This is a genomic window from Nitrosovibrio sp. Nv4 (genome assembly GCF_900215485.1).
Taxonomy (GTDB): Bacteria; Pseudomonadota; Gammaproteobacteria; order Burkholderiales; family Nitrosomonadaceae; genus Nitrosospira.
In genome coordinates, this window is sequence record NZ_OCMZ01000001.1 from 1460458 (window position 1) to 1484173 (window position 23716).

General features: G+C 54.4%; 22 protein-coding genes. 9 read left to right on the top strand and 13 right to left on the bottom strand.

Features of this window, described 5'->3' with window-relative positions:
- Positions 1–352 precede the first annotated feature (352 nt).
- Positions 353–1126, top strand: a complete 774-nt coding sequence (gene djlA, locus CRO05_RS06585) for a co-chaperone DjlA (protein WP_097066317.1) — start codon at positions 353–355, stop codon at positions 1124–1126.
- A gap of 169 nt (positions 1127–1295) precedes the next feature.
- On the opposite strand, the gene CRO05_RS06590 is transcribed toward djlA, so the two are convergent.
- From CRO05_RS06590 to CRO05_RS15475, 5 genes are all read right to left on the bottom strand, one after another.
- Complete coding sequence (locus tag CRO05_RS06590; RefSeq protein ID WP_159462701.1) at positions 1296–2111, bottom strand: glutathione S-transferase family protein; 816 nt, start codon at positions 2109–2111, stop codon at positions 1296–1298.
- A gap of 149 nt (positions 2112–2260) precedes the next feature.
- A complete protein-coding gene (locus CRO05_RS06595) occupies positions 2261–2734 on the bottom strand; it encodes a helix-turn-helix domain-containing protein (protein WP_235001315.1) in 474 nt (157 codons plus the stop codon).
- A gap of 97 nt (positions 2735–2831) precedes the next feature.
- Entirely contained in the window at positions 2832–3404 is a 573-nt protein-coding gene (locus tag CRO05_RS06600) for a hypothetical protein (RefSeq protein WP_097066320.1), read from the bottom strand.
- Between the two features lie 150 nt (positions 3405–3554).
- Positions 3555–4370, bottom strand: a complete 816-nt coding sequence (locus CRO05_RS06605; protein WP_097066321.1) for a methane monooxygenase/ammonia monooxygenase subunit C — start codon at positions 4368–4370, stop codon at positions 3555–3557.
- A gap of 123 nt (positions 4371–4493) precedes the next feature.
- Positions 4494–4649: a hypothetical protein gene (locus CRO05_RS15475; protein WP_159462702.1), complete on the bottom strand. Its 156-nt coding sequence runs from the start codon at positions 4647–4649 to the stop codon at positions 4494–4496.
- Between the two features lie 185 nt (positions 4650–4834).
- On the opposite strand from CRO05_RS15475, the gene CRO05_RS06610 reads away from it, so the two are divergent.
- The gene (locus CRO05_RS06610; protein WP_097066322.1) at positions 4835–5740 is read left to right on the top strand and encodes a LysR family transcriptional regulator; all 906 of its coding nucleotides are present in this window, start codon (positions 4835–4837) and stop codon (positions 5738–5740) included.
- 425 nt (positions 5741–6165) lie between these two features.
- Here CRO05_RS06610 and CRO05_RS06615 read toward each other — a convergent pair whose 3' ends face one another.
- From CRO05_RS06615 to CRO05_RS06625, 3 genes are read right to left on the bottom strand one after another with little or no spacing between them, the layout of a single operon-like run.
- A complete protein-coding gene (locus tag CRO05_RS06615; RefSeq protein WP_097066323.1) occupies positions 6166–7332 on the bottom strand; it encodes a lipocalin-like domain-containing protein in 1167 nt (388 codons plus the stop codon).
- Positions 7332–9917, bottom strand: coding sequence for an FtsX-like permease family protein (locus CRO05_RS06620; protein WP_097066324.1), 2586 nt, complete (start codon positions 9915–9917; stop codon positions 7332–7334). Before CRO05_RS06620 ends, CRO05_RS06615 begins: the two co-directional genes overlap by 1 nt.
- Complete coding sequence (locus CRO05_RS06625) at positions 9914–10624, bottom strand: ABC transporter ATP-binding protein (protein ID WP_097066325.1); 711 nt, start codon at positions 10622–10624, stop codon at positions 9914–9916. The genes CRO05_RS06620 and CRO05_RS06625 overlap by 4 nt, the downstream gene beginning before the upstream one ends.
- Before the next feature lie 264 nt (positions 10625–10888).
- On the opposite strand from CRO05_RS06625, the gene nrtS reads away from it, so the two are divergent.
- Positions 10889–11116: a nitrate/nitrite transporter NrtS gene (gene nrtS, locus CRO05_RS16110; protein WP_097066326.1), complete on the top strand. Its 228-nt coding sequence runs from the start codon at positions 10889–10891 to the stop codon at positions 11114–11116.
- A gap of 75 nt (positions 11117–11191) precedes the next feature.
- Here the strand turns inward: nrtS and CRO05_RS06635 are convergent, their stop codons facing one another.
- The 3 genes from CRO05_RS06635 to polX form a co-directional block, all read right to left on the bottom strand.
- Complete coding sequence (locus CRO05_RS06635) at positions 11192–11692, bottom strand: hypothetical protein (RefSeq protein WP_097066327.1); 501 nt, start codon at positions 11690–11692, stop codon at positions 11192–11194.
- 370 nt (positions 11693–12062) lie between these two features.
- Positions 12063–12692 (bottom strand): phosphoribosyltransferase, encoded by a 630-nt coding sequence (locus tag CRO05_RS06640; RefSeq protein ID WP_097066328.1) that lies wholly within the window; start codon positions 12690–12692, stop codon positions 12063–12065.
- A 145-nt stretch (positions 12693–12837) separates the two neighbouring features.
- Entirely contained in the window at positions 12838–14592 is a 1755-nt protein-coding gene (gene polX, locus CRO05_RS06645; protein WP_097066329.1) for a DNA polymerase/3'-5' exonuclease PolX, read from the bottom strand.
- Between the two features lie 245 nt (positions 14593–14837).
- Here polX and CRO05_RS06650 point away from each other — a divergent pair, with 245 nt between their 5' ends.
- The 6 genes from CRO05_RS06650 to CRO05_RS06675 all read left to right on the top strand — a co-directional run bounded on the left by CRO05_RS06650 (position 14838) and on the right by CRO05_RS06675 (position 19803).
- Positions 14838–15254: an archease gene (locus tag CRO05_RS06650; protein ID WP_097066330.1), complete on the top strand. Its 417-nt coding sequence runs from the start codon at positions 14838–14840 to the stop codon at positions 15252–15254.
- 1 nt (position 15255) lies between these two features.
- Positions 15256–16683, top strand: a complete 1428-nt coding sequence (locus CRO05_RS06655; RefSeq protein WP_097066331.1) for an RtcB family protein — start codon at positions 15256–15258, stop codon at positions 16681–16683.
- A gap of 17 nt (positions 16684–16700) precedes the next feature.
- Positions 16701–17141, top strand: a complete 441-nt coding sequence (locus tag CRO05_RS06660; protein ID WP_097066332.1) for a universal stress protein — start codon at positions 16701–16703, stop codon at positions 17139–17141.
- Positions 17142–17241: 100 nt separating this feature from the next.
- The gene (locus CRO05_RS06665; RefSeq protein ID WP_097066333.1) at positions 17242–17829 is read left to right on the top strand and encodes an HPF/RaiA family ribosome-associated protein; all 588 of its coding nucleotides are present in this window, start codon (positions 17242–17244) and stop codon (positions 17827–17829) included.
- A 37-nt stretch (positions 17830–17866) separates the two neighbouring features.
- Complete coding sequence (locus tag CRO05_RS06670) at positions 17867–18442, top strand: nicotinamidase (RefSeq protein ID WP_097066334.1); 576 nt, start codon at positions 17867–17869, stop codon at positions 18440–18442.
- The gene (locus CRO05_RS06675; protein ID WP_097066335.1) at positions 18439–19803 is read left to right on the top strand and encodes a nicotinate phosphoribosyltransferase; all 1365 of its coding nucleotides are present in this window, start codon (positions 18439–18441) and stop codon (positions 19801–19803) included. Before CRO05_RS06670 ends, CRO05_RS06675 begins: the two co-directional genes overlap by 4 nt.
- A gap of 166 nt (positions 19804–19969) precedes the next feature.
- Here CRO05_RS06675 and dnaJ read toward each other — a convergent pair whose 3' ends face one another.
- Positions 19970–21058: a molecular chaperone DnaJ gene (gene dnaJ / locus CRO05_RS06680; RefSeq protein ID WP_339390145.1), complete on the bottom strand. Its 1089-nt coding sequence runs from the start codon at positions 21056–21058 to the stop codon at positions 19970–19972.
- 215 nt (positions 21059–21273) lie between these two features.
- Positions 21274–23697 carry a Lon protease family protein gene (locus CRO05_RS06685; protein WP_097066337.1) on the bottom strand — a complete coding sequence of 808 codons (2424 nt, stop codon included), beginning with the start codon at positions 23695–23697 and terminating at the stop codon, positions 21274–21276.
- Positions 23698–23716 lie beyond the last annotated feature (19 nt).

The following is a 23716-nucleotide window of genomic DNA, read 5'->3' on the forward strand; positions in this document are numbered from 1 at the left end:
TCCTTTATGTCATTGTATTGATCGTTTTACTCGCATCGTTGAATTTTGTCTCTATGGAATTTTATGCAGGATGACTGGAGCGAGCGCAACCCATCCCATCATCGGGTTATTTACCTCTCGCGAAAACTGTCATTAGCCAAATTGCCTCAATATCCTCCATGTTTGACACGTCATATCGTGTGCGAGTTTGTATGAGTTACGCTAAACTTTACCATCCTGCATTAACAACAGGCGGGAATGGTTCAAAGGATTCATTTATTGCTATTACCCGTATTACTTTCCGCGACTGAATGCTTAAGCAATAATTACACAAAGTTATAGTCCACTTTTCCATTAATCCCGGAATTCGCCCTTGTTCAAAATAATTGGAGTTTTATTAGGCTACTACCTCTTCGGTATTTTCGGAGCATTTCTCGGTTATATCGTCGGAAGCTTTATTGACCGTTATCGGGCTTATGGTGCGGGTGCAATCAATCCGCTCACGAGCGCCCATCGCCAAAAAGTTTTTCTCGAAACCGTTTTCATCTCAATGGGGAAACTTGCGAAAGCAGATGGGCATATTTCCCAGGATGAGATTACCCATGTTGAAGACTTCATGCAAAAGCTGGGAATGTCCTCTGAGCACCGGCAACTCGCAATTGCCCTGTTCAAGCAAGGATCCGCGCCGGACTTTGATATCAAGCCCAAGCTGAACGAATTCATGTCTGTTTGTGGACATACGCACAGTCTCAAGCAGATGCTGCTGATTTACCTCATCGTCATGGCGTTGGCCGATGGACGCCTGGATGCGGCGGAGGAGGGCCTGCTGCGTGACGTTGCCCTCCATTTGGGCTATGACCAGCTTGCTTTCAGGCAATTGCTGGACATGGTATTAAATCAGTCGCATTTTGCGGGAGGCCAGGCAACCTCGCCCACTGCTTTGGACGATGCTTATAAAGCCTTGGGCGTGACCAGGGAAAGTAGCGATCAGGAAATAAAACGTGCATATCGCAAACTGATGAGCCAGTATCATCCCGACAAGCTGATGGGCCAGGGGCTACCCGAAGATATGATTGCCATGGCCACCGCGCAGGCTCAGGAAGTGCAGACTGCGTATGATTTGATCAAAAAGAGCCGCAATATGTAAGTTTGTAATGATTGCGATCCCCAGATATGGGTCCCAATAAAACGGAGGTTGGGCATCCGCAATAAAGACTGTTATTAAGGGAAAAATAGACCGCCAGAAGAGGCACTTGATCCCTTGCGAAAATGCAGTAGATTCAAGACGTATTCAGATGATCCGCAGTATGTATGGGTCAGACTTCACGCCCGAATATCCCTCCAAGGATTTTTCTGTCGATATGGTTATTGAGATAGGCTGCCCCAAACCCCCCGAAGAGTTCCTTCTTCGTAACACCCAGCTCTGATTCTTTAGCCGCCAGTATTTCACGAGTAGAAGGACGCTCGCACATTGCATCGTAAAACGTCTGTAATGCAGGATCGTCTCGAAACAGATGCATCTCGGGTATTTCGAACAGTTCGGAAAACATCTGGCTAAGCTCGAGCGTGTAGAACAACTGGAAATCCGGCAAAAAAGGCTCTTTGCCAAGCAGGAATGGCCCCATTTTCGAGCCATTAACCAATCTGGGTAGCCACATTTTGCTTAACAGAACAGAGCAAAGATTATAGATATGCCCTTCTTTTTCGATTTTGAGTTTCCATGCTTTTGGAAAATATGCGCTGACAACAAACCAGTTGAAGAATGGACCCGCAATGGAGAAAGTGATGAAGTCATTCTTGGCATCGACCTCTGCACAGAGCATCGGATCATCAACAGGATAAAACTTTCGTGCTTCTGGGTAGATTCTCGCGAGATATCGACAGATCGCGTGACTTTCTGAAATATCAACACCATTGACATCCCTGAGAGTAGGAATTTTCCCAAGAGGATTTCGTTCCATATGCTCTGGCGTGAGCGTGCCCCCCTGAAACGGAGACACTCGTTCATAACGATAAGGTAGACCGGTTTCCGAGAGCATGTGGGCAACCTGACTCATATAAGGTGAGAGCCAGAATCCGTACAGCGTACGTTCGATATTTGATTGGTCGGACATGGAGAATTCCTTTTGCATTGCGGTTTTAATGTTAAGTAGGTGCCTTATTAGGGGCATGGTACTGATGTGCCCGGTAGTAATGCCAAGAGCATTCCAGTAAAGTTCAGTTAAAAATTAACTTTCATTTCTCTCACAGCCTTGATTTCCTTTTGCATCATCTAATCCCGCTATTCTTTATTCGCTTCATTCTCTTTACGTAGAGATAATCGTATTTCCCCCATAAATTCCAATGGGTCCTGCTCAAATCGTTGAACCAGATTCTCGTGTACATCACTTTCAGGAACATATTTTGCACCCCAACGTACCAACTCCATGATTGGAGGCGCCAGATCCACGCATTTTTCAGTAGGCATATAAATAATCTTGCGCGCATTAGCCGGATCGCGGCGTCGCAAAAGAAGGTGGCATTCCTCCAGTTTTTTCAGGCGATCAGAAAGGATATTGGTAGCGATTTTTTCCGGGGAATTTTGAAAATCCCCGAAGTATCGCTTACGGAAGAAAATGAGATCACGAACGACAAGCAGCGTCCATTTGTCGCCCAATATGTCCAGAGCGCAACTGACTGGACAGGAGGAACGGCTGATCTGGCTTGATTTCGTCATAACTTCGCGCTGGCCTGCAGATTGACTTGCTTTTTGCAACCAAGAATTATACTTGCATTCTGCAATTAATGTAGGTCCATGAGTGTAATAAAGTAAAGAAGCACTTTTCCTGCGTTCGGGTGTTCTCGATGCCGCATTATCCTTGGCGCCTCGAAGCCCGCCAAACCTGTACCCGCTCGGATTTCATAAGTTTGTAACCAAGCAGGCTAAGCAGCAGCAGTGCGATCAACGGACCTATCGCAGCACGAAAAATATTCGCGTAGTTGATCATCTGTACGCGCAACGAATACTCATAATGTACCGGAGGGACCGCCTCGCCGGTAATAAATACCGTGTATAACCCCTTATCCAGACTGGTCTCTCCCCTCATTACCCCATCGGGATGATAACTCGGACGCAGGTATGCCACCGTCTCATCATCAACCTCGCTGGTTCCCCGTACTACTCGTATCCCTACGGGAATGTCGCGCAACGCCTGATCCGCAAGGTCTATTACCAATAAAGTATTCCCTTCTCTGGGTATTTCTGTGCAGTATTGACTGCTGGGTTCATGTTGAGGCTGGTAGGCACTCAAATGCACCATGCTCTCATCATCAAGCCTTCGAGTGCATGTATCTTCCTCCATCGACACCTTACCATGCGCTCCAGCCATGCCACAGTAAAGCGCTGCAACGACAATAATAGTGGACCGCATCACTTGCTTGATCATTTGATTGCTCCTCGATGTATGGTTCAACTGATCTTCGTTATCCTCTGCATGCTGTTTTACTATGGCTTATTGCAAATCGCCCCGTCCTCTGTAATGCGGGAGCGGGGCGATTCAGGCTTCAGGCCACTGCTCGGATTCCTCAGCTAGCCCTTACGGTACGATCCGGTTGTTGAGGATGGTTTTGCTCTGGCCGTTCCACACGACGTCGGTCAGGTTGGAGTAGCGGGTAACGATCTGTGCCACAACACCGCCGGCAAACAGGCCTGACCAGCCCAGTACCACAAAGCCCCAGTGCAGCGGAGCGCTGAAGAGTTCTTCCATGAACCAGAAAGCATGGCCCCATTCGTTCAAGCCTACGTTCGGCAGAATCATGAGCGGACCGGCAATGGCCATGACGAGCGGGAACGAGGTGCCCCGGGCATACAGCGGCAGACGCGTCATGGCATACAGATAGGTGGCCACGCCGCAGACGATGTACATCGGGAAGGAGCCATAGAACACCACCACATGACTTGGGGTGAAGCTCGTGTCACGAATGATGACCTGGTGCCAGGAGGCATCCTGCTCGGTAAAGAAGCTGCCGCCCCAGTAAACGCCGAACAGATAGACGCCCAGCCACATCATAAAATAGAAGTAGCGCTTGATCTCAAGCTTGGGATCAAGATTGTCCAACTGCTCCTTCGTATCCCGGGTCTTCCAGATCCAGCCCCAGGTGATCAGGGCAAAGATCGGCATCACGATCATGTGTACACGCCACAATCCCATCCATACCTTCTCAAACTCGGGCTCCATCGAGTCCATCCCGTGCGAGTAGGCAAACGTGCGCTGATACCAGATCCAGAATATCGCCACCGCCAGCATGGTGATGAGACCGAATTTGTACCACTTCGAGTCGTACCACAGCGACATGTCGTAGTCCCGACCTTCCGACTTCGCCGGGCTCGACGTTTTAAGTGCTGTTGCCATATTTCAATACTCCTTTAGATTAATTACCCGCAACTGCCTGAGCGGATTTGACTTGGTTCTCCATAAATATCAAAATGGTGAATAAGTCGTTACATCATTCATCCTTGCAAAATACTTTGCCTGTCAGGCAAAGGTTTGAAGCCCATTCCAGAGTAGTGCTATTCCCAGAAGACCCAGCACGCCAAACTTGTACATCTTTGATTCGTGTAATGATGGCATGCTGGAAGCACCAACACCTGCTTGCGGATAGCTCCGCAACCTTCGATGTCTTGTTGCCATTTCAGTACTCCTTTTAGTTAACTGACTACCACTTCTTCCTGTAGGGAGCCTCTTGCTAACGCAATTACCAGGTATTATGCTTGCAATAAGCAAGTGGTCAGAGTATAGACCTGGAGCCGGATAGGCGTGTAGTCTGCTAAATCAGTTATCAGAGTTCTATTTTTGAAACGATGGATGGCCCCCTTATGCAAGACCTGAATGACCTCTATTACTACGTCCAGGCCGTGGATCATGGCGGCTTTGCTCCGGCAGGCCGGGCCCTGGGCATGCCGAAATCGAAGCTTAGCCGCCGCATCGCCAAGCTGGAAGAGCGCTTGGGTGTGCGGCTGATCCAGCGCTCGACACGTCACTTTGCAGTTACCGACGCCGGCGAGACTTATTACACGCATTGCAAGGCGATGCTGGTGGAAGCTGAGGGGGCCCAGGAAGCAATAGACACCTTAAAGGCCGAACCCCGGGGTGTAATCCGGATGACATGCCCCATACCGCTGGTGAATGCTTATGTGGGAGTGATGCTGGCTGATTTCATGGTGCGCTATCCGTGCGTCACAGTGCAGATGGAGGCGACCAACCGACGTGTCGATCTGATCAGCGAGTCACTGGACATCGCCCTTCGTGTGCGGCCACCGCCCCTGCAGGACAGTGATCTGGTCATGCGCATCCTGGCTGATCGAAGCCAATGTTTGGTGGCCAGCCCCGCGCTTGTCCAGCAACTCGGCTTTCCTGCCGCACCAGCCGCTTTGGGCAATTGGCCGAGCCTGGGCCTGGGGACTGCACAACAAATCCATAGCTGGGCGCTGCATGGGCCGAATGGCGCACAAGCCACACTTCATCACACGCCGCGCTTCGTGACGACGGACATGATCGCGCTAAGAGATGCCGCCGAGGCCGGTGTCGGTGTAGTGCAGCTGCCGATGGTCATGGCACGGGACCAGCTGACGGCTGGTTCATTGGTTAGACTGGTGCCAGACTGGGCGCCGTGTCGGGAAATCATTCATGCGGTGTTTCCGTCCCGGCGCGGTCTTCTGCCATCTGTGCGGGCGTTAATTGATTTTCTCGCGCAGCGTTTCGAGATGCTGCATGAGGACTAGGCTAGCTTAAAAGCGCTGTCGGGGACTCCAGATCGGGTAAGGATATAAGCTCCGTGCTGCGGCGAATGTAATAATCCAGAATGCCTTGGTGATCCAAGGTTCGCCTCCCGGTTTTTGAATTGCATAAGGGATCCTTTTCGCCACAATAAAACGAACAATGAACGCATTGTTTTTGCCGATTCACATTGCTGCATAAGGGTAGGGCGAAACAGAGAGTATATTCATGAAAATGGCTATCACAAGTATTCGCCCAACGACCAGAACCTGGACTTGCAAATGGACGCTCTAAACAGGGCAGAGTGTGACGGATATTCAACACGATCAAGGGGTCAGCGGGGCCACTATCAAACGTGAAGGGCTATCCCCAGGCAATTGCCGCGGTAGGGAAAGTGACGTGCGGACATGTGGAAGCTGGACGCAAGCCGTCAAAGTGTCAGAGGCTCAACGTATCCAGTCATTTCATAATAGCCGCGGCCAGCGGGTTTACCATCGCGGGTAATGGTAACGGCGCCTTCCCAATAGACCGAGCCCGTCGATTGCCGCGAGTCGAGTTCCTGGTCGTCTTGCAGAGGGGTGAGCAGCCATTCGGTCGAGCCGGTCCGAATGCGCATTTCCACAGGATAAGTAGCATTCGTACGAGGCGAACGCCAATTACGCTGGGGTTCGAAAGTTACCTGCTCCGGCTCGAATTTGGTGAAGCGGCCGGACGGGTCGCGGATTCCGGCATACGCCCACACTTTGCTGCCATCTTTGCTGCGGATTCGAAACGCCATCAGGGAAGATCCGTCGTCGAGATTTGCGCCGACCCAATCCCATCCTTCAGCCGCGGGATCGAGATAGGCGGTCGACCACTCGTGGTCGAGCCAGGCAATGCCATTGACAGCAATTTCCTTGCCATCGCGGGTGACGGTTCCCGTAACTTGCAGCTGCGGCTCGCTGTAGTAATAGCTTGCTTGTTCCGGTCGCGGTCCTTTTCGCGAAAAACCATTGAGGTCTTGCAGCATCGGCGCCTGCGTGGGTATTAGTGACAATTGCAGCATAAAGTTATCCGCTGTTATGCTTGTCTCATACCGCCCGTTTTCCTCTCGCACGAAGTACCAATCGTTCAGCTTTACATTCGTGTTGCCTTCTTTTGTATAGGCCAGACCGAAACCTTCGCGCGCGCTTTTTTGATCGTGAAGAAGCTTACCTGCCGCGGGGTCGGACAATGCCGCGTGCGCAATGATGAGTTGCTGGGGGGCAAAGCGGCTCGGATTGGATCGATCGTGTTGGGTCGCTACGCGAAAAAAAGTGACCTGGAAGCCGAGCGACTTTTTTTCCGGGGTTTCCAACCAGCCTGTCGCATACCACCATTCGTTGCGGAAGTCAGGATGAGCGCCAAAGTCGTGGGGAAAGGCAAGCGGTACGCCCTGAATCACGGGGGAAAGCTGAGGTGACGCAGCGAAACCGATAGCAGCACCGAACCAGGTAATGATGAAAAACGCAGCAAGAAAACTGGCCCGCTGAAATGATATTCTCGCGGCCCTGGATACCGAGTGCTGCTGTCTGTTGGAATGATCGACATAGGCAGGGTTGCATTTAAAAGGTTGCATTACCAATCCTCCCGTACTGCACGTATTGCATTGCCCGACACCGCATGGCGTCCCGATGCGAGCGCGGTCATGGCGGCCGATGCCATCAGTACCAGTGCCACTCCCAGCAGCCCTTTCCACGGGAGGCTCAGCTGCATTGTCCAGTGGAACGACTGGGGATTCACGATGAAGACGAGAATCAGGCTGATACACCAGCCGAGCACGAAACCGAGCACAGCCCCGAGCGCGGTCAACAGGCAGCCTTCCACGGCAAGCATACCGAGGATCTGCCGGCGCGTCATACCGATGTGACGTAACATTCCGAATTCTTTGGTGCGTGCGAAAGCTTGTGCTGAAAAGCTTGCCGCCACGCCAAGCAGCCCGATGATAACTGCAACGCCTTCCAGCAGGTAGGTTACCGCAAAGCTGCGGTCGAAAATATTCAGGCTTAATGCGCGTATCTGACCGGGTTCGGAGAACTCCAGCGCGTCGCCGAACGGCAGGCGTCTCATGGACGCAATCACTTGCTCAGGGGTTATGCCGTTTTCCAGCCAGAGCGCGGCATCGTTCACCAATCGATCCCCCGTCAGTCTTTGATAATCCGCCAGTTGCATCTGTACCGCGCCGAATTGCCGCCCGTAGTCGCGCCACACGCCCGCGATGACGAAGCCGGGCGCCGGGTTGGCTATTGGCAACGTAACCTGCTTGCCCGGCGTGTAACCATATAAATCAACCATCGCTTCAGATACCCAGATTGGTATCGCATCTTTCGGAAGCAGGGCGGGTGCAATTGCCTCACCGGTCATCGGTAGGGTATTTCCCGGATCGGTCATGTCGATGGGGCGCGCAATCAGCGCGATGCTGGGCCGGCCAGGGTCGAGCGTCAACTTCGATGAGCGGAAAAAATCAGCGCGAGCGATCCCGGGTATGGCAGCGAGCGCTTTTATTTCATCCGGCGTCAGCCCTCTCGTGTCCCCGCTCATGGCGGTCCGCAAATATATGTCGGCGGGCAGAATATGTTTCAGCCAGTCGTCGACCGACACCCGAAAACTTGCCACCATGATCGCCATCGCGACCATCAAGGTGAAGCTCGCAAGCACCCCGCCCAAAGCGATAGCTGCCTGATTGGGCGCATTGGCCAGCCGTGCCAATGCCAATGTCGTCAGTGCCGGCGTGGCCCCGGCGGTTCCGGACGTACGGTTGCCCACCGCAGAAGACACGGCAGAGAAAACCAATGCTGCAAACCGTGGCATGAGGACGATGCCACCAGTCAGTAATTGTGCTACAGCGAGATAGCCAAAGACCGGCAAATCGAAAATCGGCGGCAACTGCGTAAACAGGGCACCCGAGGCCAGACAAAGCAAGCCGGGCCAGGGCGTGGCCAGTTTCGAGAGTGCGATATCTTCGCTTCCGGATTTGAGTGCCTGCGCGGGCTTCGCGGTTGCCGCTTCCCAGGCTGGCGCAGCGCTGCCCAACAAGGTAATGCCTAATCCCAGAATGAAAAAGACCGCCGCTGCCAGCGGGTCAAAATACACGGTCGGTTTTACTCCCGTAAAAAATCCACCGCCAAGGTCTCCACCAAAATAATGCAGTGCGGTGGCGGCGGTTGCATAGCCAAGGGCAAGCCCGGCCAGCGAGCCGACAGCGCCGAGGGCGCCTCCCTCGAATAAAACCTGCGTCAGCAGTTGCCGGCGCGTTAGTCCGAGTACCCGCAACAACGCGAATTGATGACGCCGCCGGACGACCGATAGCGCCTGCGTTGAGAATACCAGGAACGTGCCGGTGAATAGCGCTACCATGGCGAGCATGTTCAGGTTGACGCGATAGGCGCGCGACATGTTGGCAACACGGGTTTCCTGATCAGCAGTTTCCGTGATCTGATATTGGCCGCGTGGTTCCAGCTGCTGTTCCAGTGCTGTCTTGAACGCCACCCGATCGATACCCGGCGCCAACTTCAACTCGATACGCGACAATTGGCCAATTCGGCGGAAGCGCCATTGCGCCGCGCCAATGTCCATCACTCCGATACGCTGTCCTGTGCGGGCCCGTGTCAGGCTGCCCGCAATCCTTAGCGTGATCGTTTGAGTTCCTACGCGGAGTGGCAAGGGATCGCCTTGCTTTACCCCCAGCCATTCCATCGCCGCGGGGGAGAGAAAAATGGCGTCATCAGCCAGGATATCGAATAGCTTGTCCTCACCCGGAATCCCTATCAGGTCCGGCGCCATGAGCGAGGCGCGAAAAATATCCAGTCCGAGAATTTTTAATGTGCCATCTTTTCGTTCCTGCGAACTGCCTGGAATAGCAACATCCAGTTCCAATACCGGATTGGCAAGTTCAACATTGTCGCGTTGCACCAGGACCGGATAGATTGACTCGTCGAAGGTGGCTTGCGGGCTCCGCACTTCCAGGTCGGACTGACCCGAAAGACTTCGGGCAGCAGCGGAAAATTCACTGAATGCGGCGGCGTTGATCAGATGAATCGCAAACCCAAGCGCCACTCCGAGCGCAATTGCAATGACGGCGACCGCGGCCTGTACTCTGTGAGACTGCCATTCGCCCGACAACAGCCAGCGGGACAGCGTCCCCTTGTTCGGCGACTTTGTCATCCACTGTGATGCGAATCTGCTGAAACCGCCGGAGCTGCCGCATTCGCCACTTTTGCCGGGGCCACGGGGTGCAGGCCGTCCTTCGTCAGCGCCAGTACCCGATCCGCCGTGGCGGCGGCAGCGTGCGAATGGGTGACAATAATGCCGGATGCGCCATTTGCCTTGATCTCCCTGCGCATCAGCATGAGGATATCGCGCGCGGTGTCGGGGTCGAGGTTGCCGGTCGGTTCATCGGCGAGTACCAGTTTCGGGCGATGTACCAGCGCCCTGGCAATGGCGATGCGCTGAAGCTCTCCGCCGGACAGTTGATGGGGGAAGTGGTGTCCTCTGCCGCCCAGACCAACCGCGTCCAGCATCGGTTCAGCGCGCTCTATCGATGCGCCGTTAAGCAGCAAGGGCAGCGCAATGTTCTGGCTGAGCGTCAAGTGTGGCAGGATGTGAAATGCCTGAAAAATGAAGCCGAATTCCTTGCGTCGCAAACGCGTTGCCGCATCGTCATCCAATGACGACATGGCCACTCCATTAATCAATATCTCGCCCGTGTCCGGAACATCCAAACCGGCGATCAGATTCAACAGTGTCGATTTGCCGACCCCGGACTCGCCCATGATCGCCACGTACTCCCCCGCGCCGAGAGTGTAAGACAAATTGGCCAATACCTGTCGTCCGCTCGCGTAGGCTTTGCCAATATGGCGCAGTTCCAGCATGACTGATTAAACTCCAACCGGCGCGCAGCGTGATATGGGGCTGTATTTCACAAGGATTGCTTCGTCCGCCCGGCTTGGCCGGCGGTAAAAGGCAATAACAGGACAGCGCATGCGGTTATCCGGAAAAAATATTATTATTGTAACTGGGTTAGCGCTTGAGGGCAGCCCCAAATGGGTGGTAATGCGGTGTGAGGGTGATTTGTGAGCGCCGGAACGCGAGATTGATTTGAATTCGAGACGAAAGGAAGAGGGAAAGGAGAGACAATGCGTCATTTAAACGCGATTAAGTCCTCAATACAGGATCGAAATACGCGATTAGTCGCAATCTGGGTTGCCGTTGTAGTAGGTGCATGCCTTGATGCTATAAATCAGGGTATCCCGTTGCTGCTGGGAGAGCCCATGACATTTGGACGCTGGATTTCGTTTTTTATTACTCCAGTGGTTCCGTTCCTGGTCAGCTGTCACGGCCAGGGGATGAGGAAAAAGGGATGATTATTTCCCCACGGCATCCGCATTGCAGTGTAATACCAGTGATGCATGTATTGCGGTAGGAAGTAACGCAAAAAACTACTCGTAACGTATGAACTCCTCCGCGGGCGAGTCAGCGCCGTATCGCCTGATCAGTCTTTCAATCTCCGCGAGCAGGGCGTCGTCTTCGTCGTCCTCCAGAACGCCATCGCCGACCAGTCTTGCAGACAGGCCGGAGACAATCGCCTCTTTTATCGTTTCCAGCGTGGGCGGGTTTTCCCGATTCTCGTCATTCATCACAACGTCAATCAAACGGGAAAGTGATTCACTCGCACTGCTCTGCGCAAAGTCGATGGCAAGCGCATCTTCGCCAAACTCCTCGATCAGCGCGTCCAGTTCGTCAAGCAGCGACACGTCGATATCGAAATGATGCAACCGCTCCGCCTCGTTCAATGAAGCGGGCAGCAAGCCGGTGATAAAGGCGCGCACCGACGCTAGGGTTACAGGTTGCTCCGCATCCGGATCGTTGACCTGGCTTTCGATAAGCGCTGAAAGGTTGGGGCTGACGCGAGTGGCCACATCAATAGGATAACGGATCATGATTTTGTTCCTGGTATTAGGTACTCTGGCGGCTGATGATGCATACAGTCTGCGTTGCATTCTCCTTTCATCCGTTGCCGGAGCGCACAATCGTTTGGTACGACGGCATGTTCTTCAGTTTAGGTCTCATGACAAAAAAGTCAATGTTCGATTCAGGAGCGAGAACCGTTGGATCCGAGACCTGCGGCTGAGCTGGATGGGGACAGTTAGCAGCCTGTCGGACTTAAAGGAAATCGGCTGCAAAAGCGTCTGGCTGGTCCATATTTCGCCGCTTTTTCGGCCAATAGAACAACTATTGGCCTTCAAAATCCTCAAAATCTGTCCTCACCCAGTCACTTTTTCGCTTCGATTCTTCAAGTCCGACAGGTTGCTAGCCCGAAGCGGAGAGGATGGCGATAACCTCTTCGTCCGTTACTTGCGGGAAATCCACGTAAAACTGTGCGACCGCGTGGAAATTGATGGGTGCCGAAAGGCATACCACCCGATCCGCGTTGCCGCGCACCTTTTCCAGCGTGTCGGGCGGCGCCACGGGCACCGCGCAGATCAGCTCTGCAGGCTTCTTTGCCCTGAGCGCATGCAATGCCGCGAGCATGGTCGAGCCGGTAGCCAGTCCGTCATCGATCACAATGACCACGCGTCCCGAGGGATCGATCGGTTCCCGCACAGGAGTGTATTGTGCCCGGCGCCGCCGTATTGTTTCCAGTTGGGCGGCGACTTCGTTCCTGATGTATTTCTCACTCGCGCCCACGTCGCCGGCATAATCCGCAAGGTAGGTCCATCCGCTTTCATCGACTGCGCCAATGGCGAATTCGGGATTACCGGGTGCGCCCACCTTATGCACAAGCACCACATCCAGTTCGCCGTCCAGTTCATCGGCGACGACTTTCGCCATCGGCACCGCACCCCTTGGAATCGCCAGAATCAACGGATGCTTGCCTTGGTATTCAGAAAGAGCAGCGACAAGCTGTTTCGCTGCTGCAATGCGATTTTCAAAAATCATGGCTATCTCCAGTCATGCCCATCTTGCATTCCTGCGCAATAGGGCAAAGTTTAAAGGCAGTCTTGTCAAACCTGACCATGTTGTTTTTCGTTGCGCTCCTCGGGCCGGTCGTTGAAGCGATATGGGAGCGATTTGAATAATCAGTTCATTGCGGAACCGGCGCCTTTGCTGGTTGCCGCATTGTTCGATTGAGAAGTACTTGAAGCTCGCTGAGCGGACGAGTGTTAAGTACGTTTTGTTTTTCCAGCCAGCCACGCCGGGCTTGCCCAACCCCGAAACGCAGGTTGTCGAAGTCAAAAGTACTATGCGCGTCCGAATTGATGCTGACCAGCACGCCCTCTTCCTTGGCCATCTGGCAATAAATGTCGAACAAATCCATGCGGTCCGGCTGAGCATTAAGTTCCAGGAAACAGCCGCGGCGTCCGGCTTCTCGGATAATACGCGGCATGTCGACGTCGTATGGGTCGCGCTGCTGGATGAGCCGGCCCCCAGGATGCGCAAGCATAGTGAAATGGGGGTGTTCCATGGCGCGCAGGATACGTTCGGTCTGTCTCGCTCGCGAAAGCCCGAATTCGCTGTGGATCGCGCCCAGAACAAGGTCGAGTTGTCCCAGGACATGGTCCGGCAGGTCGAGGTTGCCATCTTCCAGGATGTCCACCTCTATTCCCTTGAGCAAGGTGATCCCCTCCAGTTCTTCGTTAAGTGCATCGATTTCTTCGCATTGGCGTGCCAGTCGCAGCGGATCGAGGCCGCGTGCGAAGGCAAGGCGGCGTGAGTGGTCCGTGATGGCAAGGTATTCCCAGCCGCGCGACTTCCCAGCAAGCGCCATTTCACGGAGGGTGTTGTGGCCATCGGTTGCTTTGGTGTGGGCATGGAGGTCGCCTCGAAGATCGCCGGATTCAACCAGATGTGGTAGTCGTCCAGCCTGCGCCTTCGCAATCTCGCCCCGATTTTCACGCAGTTCCGGCGGGATATAAGATAGCCCGACAGCACGGTAAACAGACTCCTCGCTGTCTCCCGCGATGCGGTTCTTACCCTGGTATACGCCATATTCGTTGATTTTCAGCCCTCGTTTCTGAGCGATATACCGAACGGCAATGTTGTGCGCCTTGGAGCCGGTAAAGTAGTGCAGGGCGGCGCCATAACTTTCCCTGGGTACGACCCGCAGGTCGACCTGCATGCCGCACTTGAGAATAACGCTGGCTCGTGTGCCGCCCGCCGCCAGCGTTTCGGCAACCTCGTCATAAGCAATAAAATACTGCATGACAGTGCTGCCAGGCGTTGCCGCGACCACAATATCGAGATCGCCGACGGTTTCGCGCATGCGTCTGTAACTGCCTGCGACAGTTACCTTCATTACGCCAGGCACCGCCGCCAGGTACGATCGTAACGCTTCGGCATATTGCGCTGCGACCGCCAGCTTGAAGCGCCTTATCTGATTGACATGTGCTTCAACCGCCTGGAGGATGTTGAGTTCAGTCTTTTCGCCGAAGCCCGGCAGGACGCGAATGCGGCCATCGCGCGCAGCGCAGTAGAGTTGCTCGACAGTCTGAACATCCAGATCGTGATAGAGATGCCTGACCCGCTTGGGGCCGAGGCCGGGGACTTTCAGAAGCTCGGTAACGGCGGGGGAAAGCTCCGCGTGCAGCCGATCCAATAAGCTGCAATGATCGGTGGTCACAATTTCCTTTATCTTGGCGGAAAGGTCGTGACCAATGCCAGGGAGTTGCGTCAGGTCCTCGTCCTTTTCCGCCAGCACATATGCTTCTGTAGAAAGCTCGCCAATCGTGCGCGCAGCATTACGATAAGCGCGTATGCGAAACGGGTTCGCTCCCTCGATCTCAAGCAGATCGGCAATCTCCTCGAAGATGGCGGCGATGTCAGCATTATGGCTCGGCATGCGAGATTTTCCCCGGTTTGATCTTTTCAGCCCGGCTGGCTGGGTACAGAAAGCGCCTTCCTGATTCAAAGTGTAGTATATCCAGAGACTCCAGGCAGGGCCGGAAATAGCAGAGGCCTATCCGAATTGCACTTGACACCGCTAACAGGTTCTCCTATAGCTACTATATGGAGTGTGGTTTTTGGATTGAGGGTAGATACGGCAGACCGAGATTAAATGACGGGATTACGACCAAGGGATTAACCATGCTAGCCCAGTCCCCACCTTATTTCGAACACGATGCAGATATCGGTATCATCGGGCGCGGCGCCACTGTTGAGCAGGCATTTGAGGCAGCAGCACAAGCGGTATTTGGCATTGTCACGCAACTGGATACGGTGCAGCCAAAGACTGCGGTGACAATGGAGTTCGAAGAAGCGGACTTTGAGTTGGCCCTTGTAACGTGGCTGAATCTGTTGTTGGGCAAGGCGCGTGAACTTGGCATGGTTTTTAGCCGCTTCCATATGCAACACCACGGTAATCATTGGCGTGCCGAAGTGCTCGGGGAAAAATGGCATCCGGGCCTGGAGCGCGGCGTCGAAGTAAAAGGCGCAACCCTCACCATGCTTTCGGTGAAACAAGCCGGCACAATGTGGGAAGCGCGCTGCATAGTGGACGTGTGAGATGAACATACAACTGTTACGCCAACTGCAACCCTACCTTTGGAGCCTGCCGCGCAAATCCGGCGAGGAACGTGCAGAAGTGTTGCTTTATGGCACAGAGCCCTTGCTTGTCAGCATGGACGATAAGGTACTGGAGCAAGCCGCCAATGTTGCTTCTCTGCCAGGTCTGGTCGGTGCCTCGATGACCATGCCGGACGCACACTGGGGCTATGGTTTTCCCATAGGTGGTGTCGCGGCGTTCGACGCTGAACAGGGTGGCGTGATTTCTGCCGGCGGCGTGGGTTTCGATATTTCCTGCGGTATACGTTGCCTGCGCAGCAATCTCAATTTGAACGATGCTGTGCCATACTTTCCCAAACTTGCGAATATTCTGTTCCATGTCATACCCGCTGGCGTTGGCGAAGAGGGCGAAATCAAGCTGAATCCCGAGCAGCTCGACCAGGTGATGCACAACGGCGCACACTGGGCTGTACAACACGGATATGGCAATGCCGCGGACCTGGAATATATTGAAGAGCATGGCCGTGTCACCGGCGCTGTGCCCGATAACGTCTCTGAGCTGGCCAAAAAGCGCCAGCGTGGGGAGATGGGCACGCTCGGTTCCGGCAATCATTACCTTGAAATCCAGGTGGTGGATCGCATTTTCGACACGGCTGCCGCACTGGCTTTCGGACTGCATGAAGGACAGGTCCTGATTTCCATACATTGCGGTTCGCGCGGGCTCGGGCATCAAATCGGAACGGATTATCTGCTCCTGCTGGCGAAAGCTGCCAGCCGCACCGGCATCCGTTTACCTGACCGCGAACTGGCTTGTGCGCCGATCAAATCACCGGAAGGCCAGCAATATATTGGCGCGATGAACGCCGCAATCAACTGCGCACTTGCCAATCGGCAAATCCTGACGCATCTGGCGCGCACTGCCTTCACTGAAATTTATCCTCATGCCGAGCTTGAAACCTTGTTTGATGTCTCGCACAACACGTGCAAGGCGGAAATGCATGAAATCGACGGAAAGCCCAGATTGCTCCATGTACACCGAAAGGGTGCAACGCGCGCATTTGCCCCGGGTCATCCGGCATTACCCGAACGCTATCGTGCGGTAGGCCAACCGGTCGTCATCGGCGGGAGCATGGGGACCGGCTCATACATTCTTGCCGGCGCCAGCGGAAACCCGGCGTTCGCCTCCGCAAGCCATGGTGCAGGCCGCGCCATGAGCCGCCACCAGGCACTGGCGCGCTGGAAAGGCCGCGCACTGGTGGATGAGCTGGCTCAACAAGGCATACTGATTCGGACACGATCGATGCGGGGAGTGGCGGAAGAAGCGCCAGGCGCTTACAAGGATGTTGATCTGGTTGCGGAGGCGACGGAACAAGCGGGACTCGCACACAGGGTCGCTTTCCTTAGACCCAAAGTGTGCGTCAAGGGATAACTTTACAAAGGTGTACTATGTATCGTCGTATTCTGGTTCCTGTTGATGGCAGTCCAACGTCCGAACGTGCGCTACAGGAAGCGCTTCAGCTTGCCCGGCAGCACAGCTCGCAGCTGGAGCTGGTGCATGTATTGGGGGACATTCGTCTCATGGATGCCAACAGTTATATCAATTACGCCGAAATGAAGGAAACAATAACGAGTACGGGAAAAAAAATACTGGCACAAGCACAAATGGCGGTGCAGCAAGCAGGCGTGGCGGCGGACGTGCAACTGCTGGAAGCAGGCGGCGCGCGTATCGCCAGCACAATCTTGGAGGAAGCCAGGCGTTGGCCAGCCGACCTGATCGTCATCGGCACCCACGGCCGCACCGGTTTCAGCCGCGTTCTTTTTGGCAGCGTCGCCGAAGGAGTAGTGCGAACAGCGCATATCCCCGTGCTGTTGATTCGAGGCGCGTAGATCAGACTCGGGCAACGCGGAGTCGCACATGTTCTGTTGGAAAACAGGCCGGCCCGCCCCCGCCTGGTCTCACAACATGAATCATTGAGAGGACAAAATCATGAAATTGCAACTGCAAATCACCACACGCGATATTCCCCATTCTGAAGCACTGGAAAGCCATATCCGGAAAAAAGCGGAAAAGCTCGAGACATTTTATCCAAATATCATAGGGTGCCGGGTGGTAATCGAGGTTCCGCACAAACATAAACAACAGGGACGCATGTTTAATGTGCGCCTCGACATTACGGTGCCAGGGAAGGAACTCGTGGTGAACCGTGAGCCGGACGAAGATGTGTACGTTGCGCTGCGCGATGCCTTTGGCGCCGCCAAGCGTCAGCTGGAGGACTACGGACGGCGCCAGCGTGGGGAAATCAAGGCGCATCCGCCTGTCCTGCACGGCAGGGTGGTACGTTTGATGCCAGAGGAAGGTTACGGTTTTGTCGCGACGCCCGACGGGCAAGAACTGTACTTTCATCGTGAAAATCTCGCCAACAATAATTTTGAGCAATTGGAAGAAGGCAGCGAGGTGCAGTTTCTTGAAGATATCGGCAGCGAGGGCTTTCAGGCGAAACGCGTGAGTACCGGCAAGCACCATGTAGAAGAACCGGAAGAGGCAGAGCCGCGCTTGACAGGTCCGGCTCGCTAGAGAATGTAGAACTGTAAGGGGTGATGCGGAGATTGCAATGAAGGTTGATCTTGTTGGCGGTGACGCCGTTATCATAGTCGACGTACAAAACGATTTTCTGCCGGGTGGCAGCGTTCCCGTGCCCCTTGGAAATGAGGTCATTCCCGGCCTCAACCGTTATATTGCAGCATTTCTTTTTCGCCAGTTGCCCATTTTCGCTACCCGCGACTGGCATCCTCCCGATCACTGCTCCTTTCAGCAGCAAGGAGGACCCTGGCCTGCGCATTGTGTCGCGCAAACGGAGGGCGCGGCATTCCCCGCGGATCTGGAAATTCCCTGCGATACACATATCATTTCCAAGGCTACTTCCAGAGAGAAGGACGCCTACTCTGGTTTCTCGGAGACCGAGTTGAACGCTTTGCTGCAATCGTCCGGTATTTCTCGCTTGTTCATCGGTGGTCTTGCCACTGAATATTGCGTCCTCAATACCGTCAGGGATGCCTTGGCATATCGGTACACTACTTTTGTCCTGAGGGATGCGGTGCGAGGAATAGATGTCGACTCAAGCAGGTCGGCGCTAGAGGAAATGGCGCGCCTTGGCGCGAATCTCATCGACTTTGAAGTGCTCGCGTGAACCCGCTTTCCAGTCCATTGTTGACTGATCATTATCAGTTGATGATGCTGGAGAGCTACCTTGAGCAGGACATGCAGGAAACCGCCGTGTTTGAGCTTTTTGTTCGTAAGCTGCCGCCGGGGCGAAATTTCCTGATTGCGGCCGGACTGGATCAGGCCCTCGATTTCCTGGAAAACCTGAAGTTTTCACCGGAGGAGCTGACGTGGCTTGCTCCGCGTTTCGGGCATTCCCTGATTGCCTACCTTGAGCAATTTCGTTTTACCGGTGACATTCATGCAATGCCGGAAGGTACTCTTTTTTTTCCGGATGAGCCTATACTGCGTGTCACCGCGCCACTGCCGCAAGCGCAACTGGTCGAATCGCGCATCATGAACCTGATGCACTTCGAAACTTTGATAGCCTCCAAGGCTGCTCGATGCGTCTTGGCGGCACCCGACAAGTTGCTGGTGGATTTTGGCGTGCGCCGTGCACATGGGGCGGAGGCTGGGCTGCTTGCGGCGCGGGCGAGCTATCTCGCGGGATTTTCCGGCACTGCCACCGTTCTGGCTGGGGCAATGTATCACATTCCCCTGTTTGGCACCGTTGCCCATTCATACATCCAGGTACACGAGGATGAAGCAACGGCTTTTGAACACTTTGCACGCAGCCATCCGGACAACGTAATTTTGCTGATCGATACCTATGACACAGAAGCCGGTGCAGCCAAAGTCGTCGTCCTGGCCCATAAGCTTTCGCATGATGGTATCAGCGTAAAGGGCGTGCGACTGGACAGCGGCGATCTCGGAATGCATGCCCGGTGCGTGCGGCAGATACTCAATGAAGGGGATCTGGAAAAAGCGACCATTTTCGCGAGTGGGAATCTGGACGAATACCGGCTGCACAAGCTGTTGTCGTCCGGCGCGCCTATAGATGGCTTTGGTGTAGGGACTGCGCTGGATGTATCAAGCGACGCGCCTTCGCTCGATTGTGCCTACAAGCTACAGGAGTACGCCGGTAAGCCGCGGCGCAAACGCTCGGAGGGGAAAGCCACCTGGCCTGGACGGAAGCAGGTGTATCGCAAATATGCTGGCTCTGATGGCTGCATGGCTGGCGACGTTGTGGCGCTCGCGGAAGATGGTTTTCAAGAGGGAGAACCGCTTATCGTGCCCGTAATGCAGGCCGGCAGACGTATTGACGAAAATATTCCCCTGGATGAAATGCGTCGTCGGACATTGGCGAGCTATGCCAGGTTACCGGAGCCTCTGGCAACGCTTGAAGTGGCGCCAGCTTACCCGGTTGAAATTTCCACATCATTGCGAGCGTTAGCGAAGCAACTGGATGAGGGTTCAGGCGCGTCTGCGCGCCGAGACCGAACGTCATAGCTTGACGAACTCAACGCTCCGCGCTCCCAGGGGACTGTACAGCGAGCTCCATGGAGGCAATTTTTAGTGGTAGGGCAATAATGGACTCCTCCTTCTGTTGACTCTGGATAGAAACCACAGTCTGCACACTTCGATGCCGCAGGAGGGAAGAGTCCATTTCATTGCCCTATGTTTTGATAGCGCGCAGCCGCTCATACAATTCCCGCTCTTCACGAGTAAGATGCTCCGGCACCTCCAATCGAATACGAAGATACATGTCTCCGTGCCGGTCGCTGCCAAACTCCGGCAAGCCTTTTCCCTCCAGGCGCAATATCGCGTCGGGCTGAGTACCCGCAGGCACGGTCACGCTGGCGGAGCCGTTCAATGTGGGTACCTCCAGTGCAGTACCGAGTATCGCGTCAGTGATCGGTATGCTTACAGTTCGCAACAGGTCGGCGCCAGCTCGCTCGAAGCGCGGGTCGCGTATCGAACGCACCACCACAAACAGATCACCGGAAATTCCACCCGGTGCGGGACTCGGCATTCCTTTTCCGGTAATCCTTAGCGCCATGCCTTCCTCGACACCCACCGGGATTTTTACGGTAAGCGTTTCCTCGTGCTCCACCGTTCCACTGCCATTACATTCAGGACAGGGATGTTCATTGATTACGCCCCGCCCATGGCATGCTGGGCATGGAGTAATCTGCTGAATCAGTACATGCTCCTGTTCCTTGCGCCGGCTGTACGCAACGCGTCCTGTTCCGCCGCAGGTTTCGCACTTGCGGGGTGCAACGCCACCTTCTCCTCCAGTGCCATGACAGGCTTTGCAGATTACCGGCCGAGTAAAGCGAACCTTTTCCTCACCCCCACTGGCTACCCGTTCGAGCGTAACGTACAAATCCACCTCGATATTCGCCCCACGCAGCGGCCCTTTGCGACGATGCCGAAAAAAACTGTCAAATGGACTCTCAACACCAAAATCAAAATTGAGCCCGCCAAAAATATCTGCAAAATTGATACCGTTGAACAAGTCTTCCCGGCTGAAATCCGCCACGCCTGCGAACCCGCGCGCATCATACTCGGCCCGCTTCTTGGGGTCGGACAATACCGCATAAGCCTCGGCAATTTCCTTGAAGCGTTCCTCGGCACCCGGTTCCTTATTGCGGTCCGGATGGTATTTCAAGGCGAGGTTGCGGAAGGCATCCTTGATCACCTTCTGGTCGGCGTCCCTGGCAATGCCTAGCAAATCGTAGTAGTCACGCTGGGCAGGAATAATAGTTCACCTTGAATTTATTTATTCAGCGAGAAATACTGGGATTTATTTTATTTGTTCTGCGAGAAGATATCGTGAATGAACTTCGTCATCGCGGACATGATCCGGAACCAGTCTCAGTGACCTAATGAACCGCATCATTCCAGGCTTGACCCTGAATCCAGCCCCAGCCAACTCGCCCTTATCAGGAACCGGATCTGATCCAGATATAAAAAGGATTAATCCGGGGTTTTCTCTTCGCCCAGTTTTTTTTCAAGTTGCAGCACGAATGATTTACTGATTTCCGTCAGCTCGCTCAGTCGCGCCGCAACCCTTTGATTGAGGCTGCCTTGGGGATATTCTCCGCTGTCGCCAAGCTCCCCGGCCGGCAAATTGGTCAGGATGCCAATAGCTTGATCGACATTCTCGATGGGGTATATATGGAACTGCCCGGCCTTGGCAGCCGTCACCACATCCTGGCGCAGCATCAGATGCTTGACGTTCGCCGAGGGGATCAGCACACCCTGTTCACCGCTTAATCCTCGTGCCGTGCAGATATCAAAGAACCCCTCTATTTTTTCGTTGACGGCGCCGATTGCCTGCGCCTGCCCAAGCTGATTTACCGACCCGGTCACGGCGAATGCCTGATTGATCGGCGCATGCGCCAGATTGGAAAGCAGTGCGCACAATTCAGCCATGGATGCGCTATCGCCTTCGACCATGCCATATGACTGCTCGAACACCAGGCTGGCGGAGAGCGCAAGCGGCTGGTTCCTGGCATAGCGCGCCGCCAGAAAAGAGGAGAGGATCAGTACACCCTTGGAGTGGATGGCGCCCGAGAGCTTCACTTCCCGTTCGATATTGATCAGTTCACCGTCGCCAAAGCGGGTGGTGGCGGTAATGCGGGTCGGCTGGGCAAAGGCAAAATCACCCAGTACCATCACCGAGAGACCATTGACCTGGCCTGCTACCGCACCCTGTGTGTCAATCATCAGGGTGCCACGCAGGATTTCTTCATGCAGACGGTCTTTCAGGCGATCCTGCCGGCGGATCTGCGTATCAATAGCCTGCTGCACGTCACTGGCGACAACCACCTCATGACCGGCTTCCCGGGCCCAGTGATCAGCTTCGCGTAGTAAATCAGCTACGCTGCGCATGTGTGTGGAAAGCCTTTCCGCATCGCCAGCCAGGCGCGCGCTATGCTCGATGACTCTTGCCACTCCGCTGCGGTCGAAAGGCAACAACGCTTCCTTGCGAGTCAGCGTGGATATCATGCGTGCATATATCAAAAGCGTATCTGCACTGCGCTCGATGCGCTCCTCGAAGTCCGCAGCCACCTTGAACAGTTCGCTGAATTCCGGATCGTATTCCTGCAGCAGGTAATAGAACAGACGATCGCCGAACAGAACTATCTTGGCATCGAGCGGGATAGGTTCCGGCTCCAGCGAAACGGTGCTGATCAGGCTGTACATCTGCCCCAGGGATTCAATGTGGATCTCGTGCGATTGCAGTGCCCGTTTAAGACCTTCCCAGGCGAATGGCTGCACCAGCACTTTGCGAATGTCCAGCAGCAGATAGCCGCCGTTCGCCCGGTGCAGTGCGCCGGGCTTGATCAAGGTAAAATCCGTGACGAGCGCACCAAGCTGGGCAATATGCTCCACTCGTCCAATAAGATTGCTGTAGGTCGGATTATCCTCGCTGATGACGGGCGCCCCAGCTTTTTTACCGTTCGTTGCCAGTACATTTACCTGATAGTTGTGGAACGTCTGGCGGGTGACGATAGTCATGCCGGAAATATTGGCGGACTCTTCCTGTTTGCGGAAATCGTCCACATGCTCCACCATATCCTGTTGTACCGCATCGAGATATTTCAGCACCTCGGGCAGATCGGCATAAATGGCGCGCAATTCATCTATCATATGCTCGACCGCAGATAGCGCAATTTCACGGTTGAGTTGCTTGACCCGTTCACTGCGTTCTCTCCGCCATTGCGGCACGCGGCTCAGGATCTTTTCCAGACGTTCCTGCAACTCGGCAATGGCGGTTTCTATCCGCTTTCTTTCTTCTTCCGGCAGTTTTTCGTATTCGTCCGGCGGGATTACCTCCTTGTTGCGAGTCGGGGCAAAAGCAAATCCTTCAGGTGTACGCAGCAGAGTGACCTCCTGCTTCTCGGCGTCATCACCCAATCCCTTGAAAATATCCTCCTGCCGCTTGTGAAACTCCTCCTGGATTGCCGCCGTCTTGGCACGGTACTCATCGCTTTCAAACAGTGCGGGGATTGCACTGCGCATATAATCCACCAGCTTCTCCATGTGCTGGCGCAACTCCTCTCCCCTGCCGGATGGCATTCGGAGCGCGTGGGGTTTGTGCGGCTGGGTAAAGTTATTGATATAACACCAGTCGTCTGGTTCTCGCTCGTTGCTCGCTTTTTTTTCGAGGAACTGCCGCACCGAGCTCTTTTTTCCCATGCCCGATGGCCCGAGCACGAAAAGATTGTAACCTTCATGACGAATGCTTGCACCGAAGTGCACTGCATCCATGGCGCGTACCTGCCCGATGATTTCCGTCAGATCCTCCAGATCTGCCGTGGTTTGAAATCCAAACTGATCGGGGTCGCACGAGCTGCGCAGCAGTTGATGGTCCAGTGGAGAAAGAGCTGTCATTTTTTCCGGGGTAACGGCA

Bases quoted from the DNA above. Each gene is read 5' to 3' on its own strand.
- CRO05_RS06590 (WP_159462701.1), bottom strand. From the start codon at position 2,111: ATGCAAAAGGAATTCTCCATGTCCGACCAATCAAATATCGAACGTACG.
- CRO05_RS06600 (WP_097066320.1), bottom strand. From the start codon at position 3,404: ATGATCAAGCAAGTGATGCGGTCCACTATTATTGTCGTTGCAGCGCTT.
- CRO05_RS06605 (WP_097066321.1), bottom strand. From the start codon at position 4,370: ATGGCAACAGCACTTAAAACGTCGAGCCCGGCGAAGTCGGAAGGTCGG.
- CRO05_RS15475 (WP_159462702.1), bottom strand. From the start codon at position 4,649: ATGGCAACAAGACATCGAAGGTTGCGGAGCTATCCGCAAGCAGGTGTT.
- CRO05_RS06610 (WP_097066322.1), top strand. From the start codon at position 4,835: ATGCAAGACCTGAATGACCTCTATTACTACGTCCAGGCCGTGGATCAT.
- CRO05_RS06615 (WP_097066323.1), bottom strand. From the start codon at position 7,332: ATGCAACCTTTTAAATGCAACCCTGCCTATGTCGATCATTCCAACAGA.
- CRO05_RS06620 (WP_097066324.1), bottom strand. From the start codon at position 9,917: ATGACAAAGTCGCCGAACAAGGGGACGCTGTCCCGCTGGCTGTTGTCG.
- CRO05_RS06625 (WP_097066325.1), bottom strand. From the start codon at position 10,624: ATGCTGGAACTGCGCCATATTGGCAAAGCCTACGCGAGCGGACGACAG.
- nrtS (WP_097066326.1), top strand. From the start codon at position 10,889: ATGCGTCATTTAAACGCGATTAAGTCCTCAATACAGGATCGAAATACG.
- CRO05_RS06635 (WP_097066327.1), bottom strand. From the start codon at position 11,692: ATGATCCGTTATCCTATTGATGTGGCCACTCGCGTCAGCCCCAACCTT.
- CRO05_RS06640 (WP_097066328.1), bottom strand. From the start codon at position 12,692: ATGATTTTTGAAAATCGCATTGCAGCAGCGAAACAGCTTGTCGCTGCT.
- polX (WP_097066329.1), bottom strand. From the start codon at position 14,592: ATGCCGAGCCATAATGCTGACATCGCCGCCATCTTCGAGGAGATTGCC.
- CRO05_RS06650 (WP_097066330.1), top strand. From the start codon at position 14,838: ATGCTAGCCCAGTCCCCACCTTATTTCGAACACGATGCAGATATCGGT.
- CRO05_RS06655 (WP_097066331.1), top strand. From the start codon at position 15,256: ATGAACATACAACTGTTACGCCAACTGCAACCCTACCTTTGGAGCCTG.
- CRO05_RS06660 (WP_097066332.1), top strand. From the start codon at position 16,701: ATGTATCGTCGTATTCTGGTTCCTGTTGATGGCAGTCCAACGTCCGAA.
- CRO05_RS06665 (WP_097066333.1), top strand. From the start codon at position 17,242: ATGAAATTGCAACTGCAAATCACCACACGCGATATTCCCCATTCTGAA.
- CRO05_RS06670 (WP_097066334.1), top strand. From the start codon at position 17,867: ATGAAGGTTGATCTTGTTGGCGGTGACGCCGTTATCATAGTCGACGTA.
- CRO05_RS06685 (WP_097066337.1), bottom strand. From the start codon at position 23,697: ATGACAGCTCTTTCTCCACTGGACCATCAACTGCTGCGCAGCTCGTGC.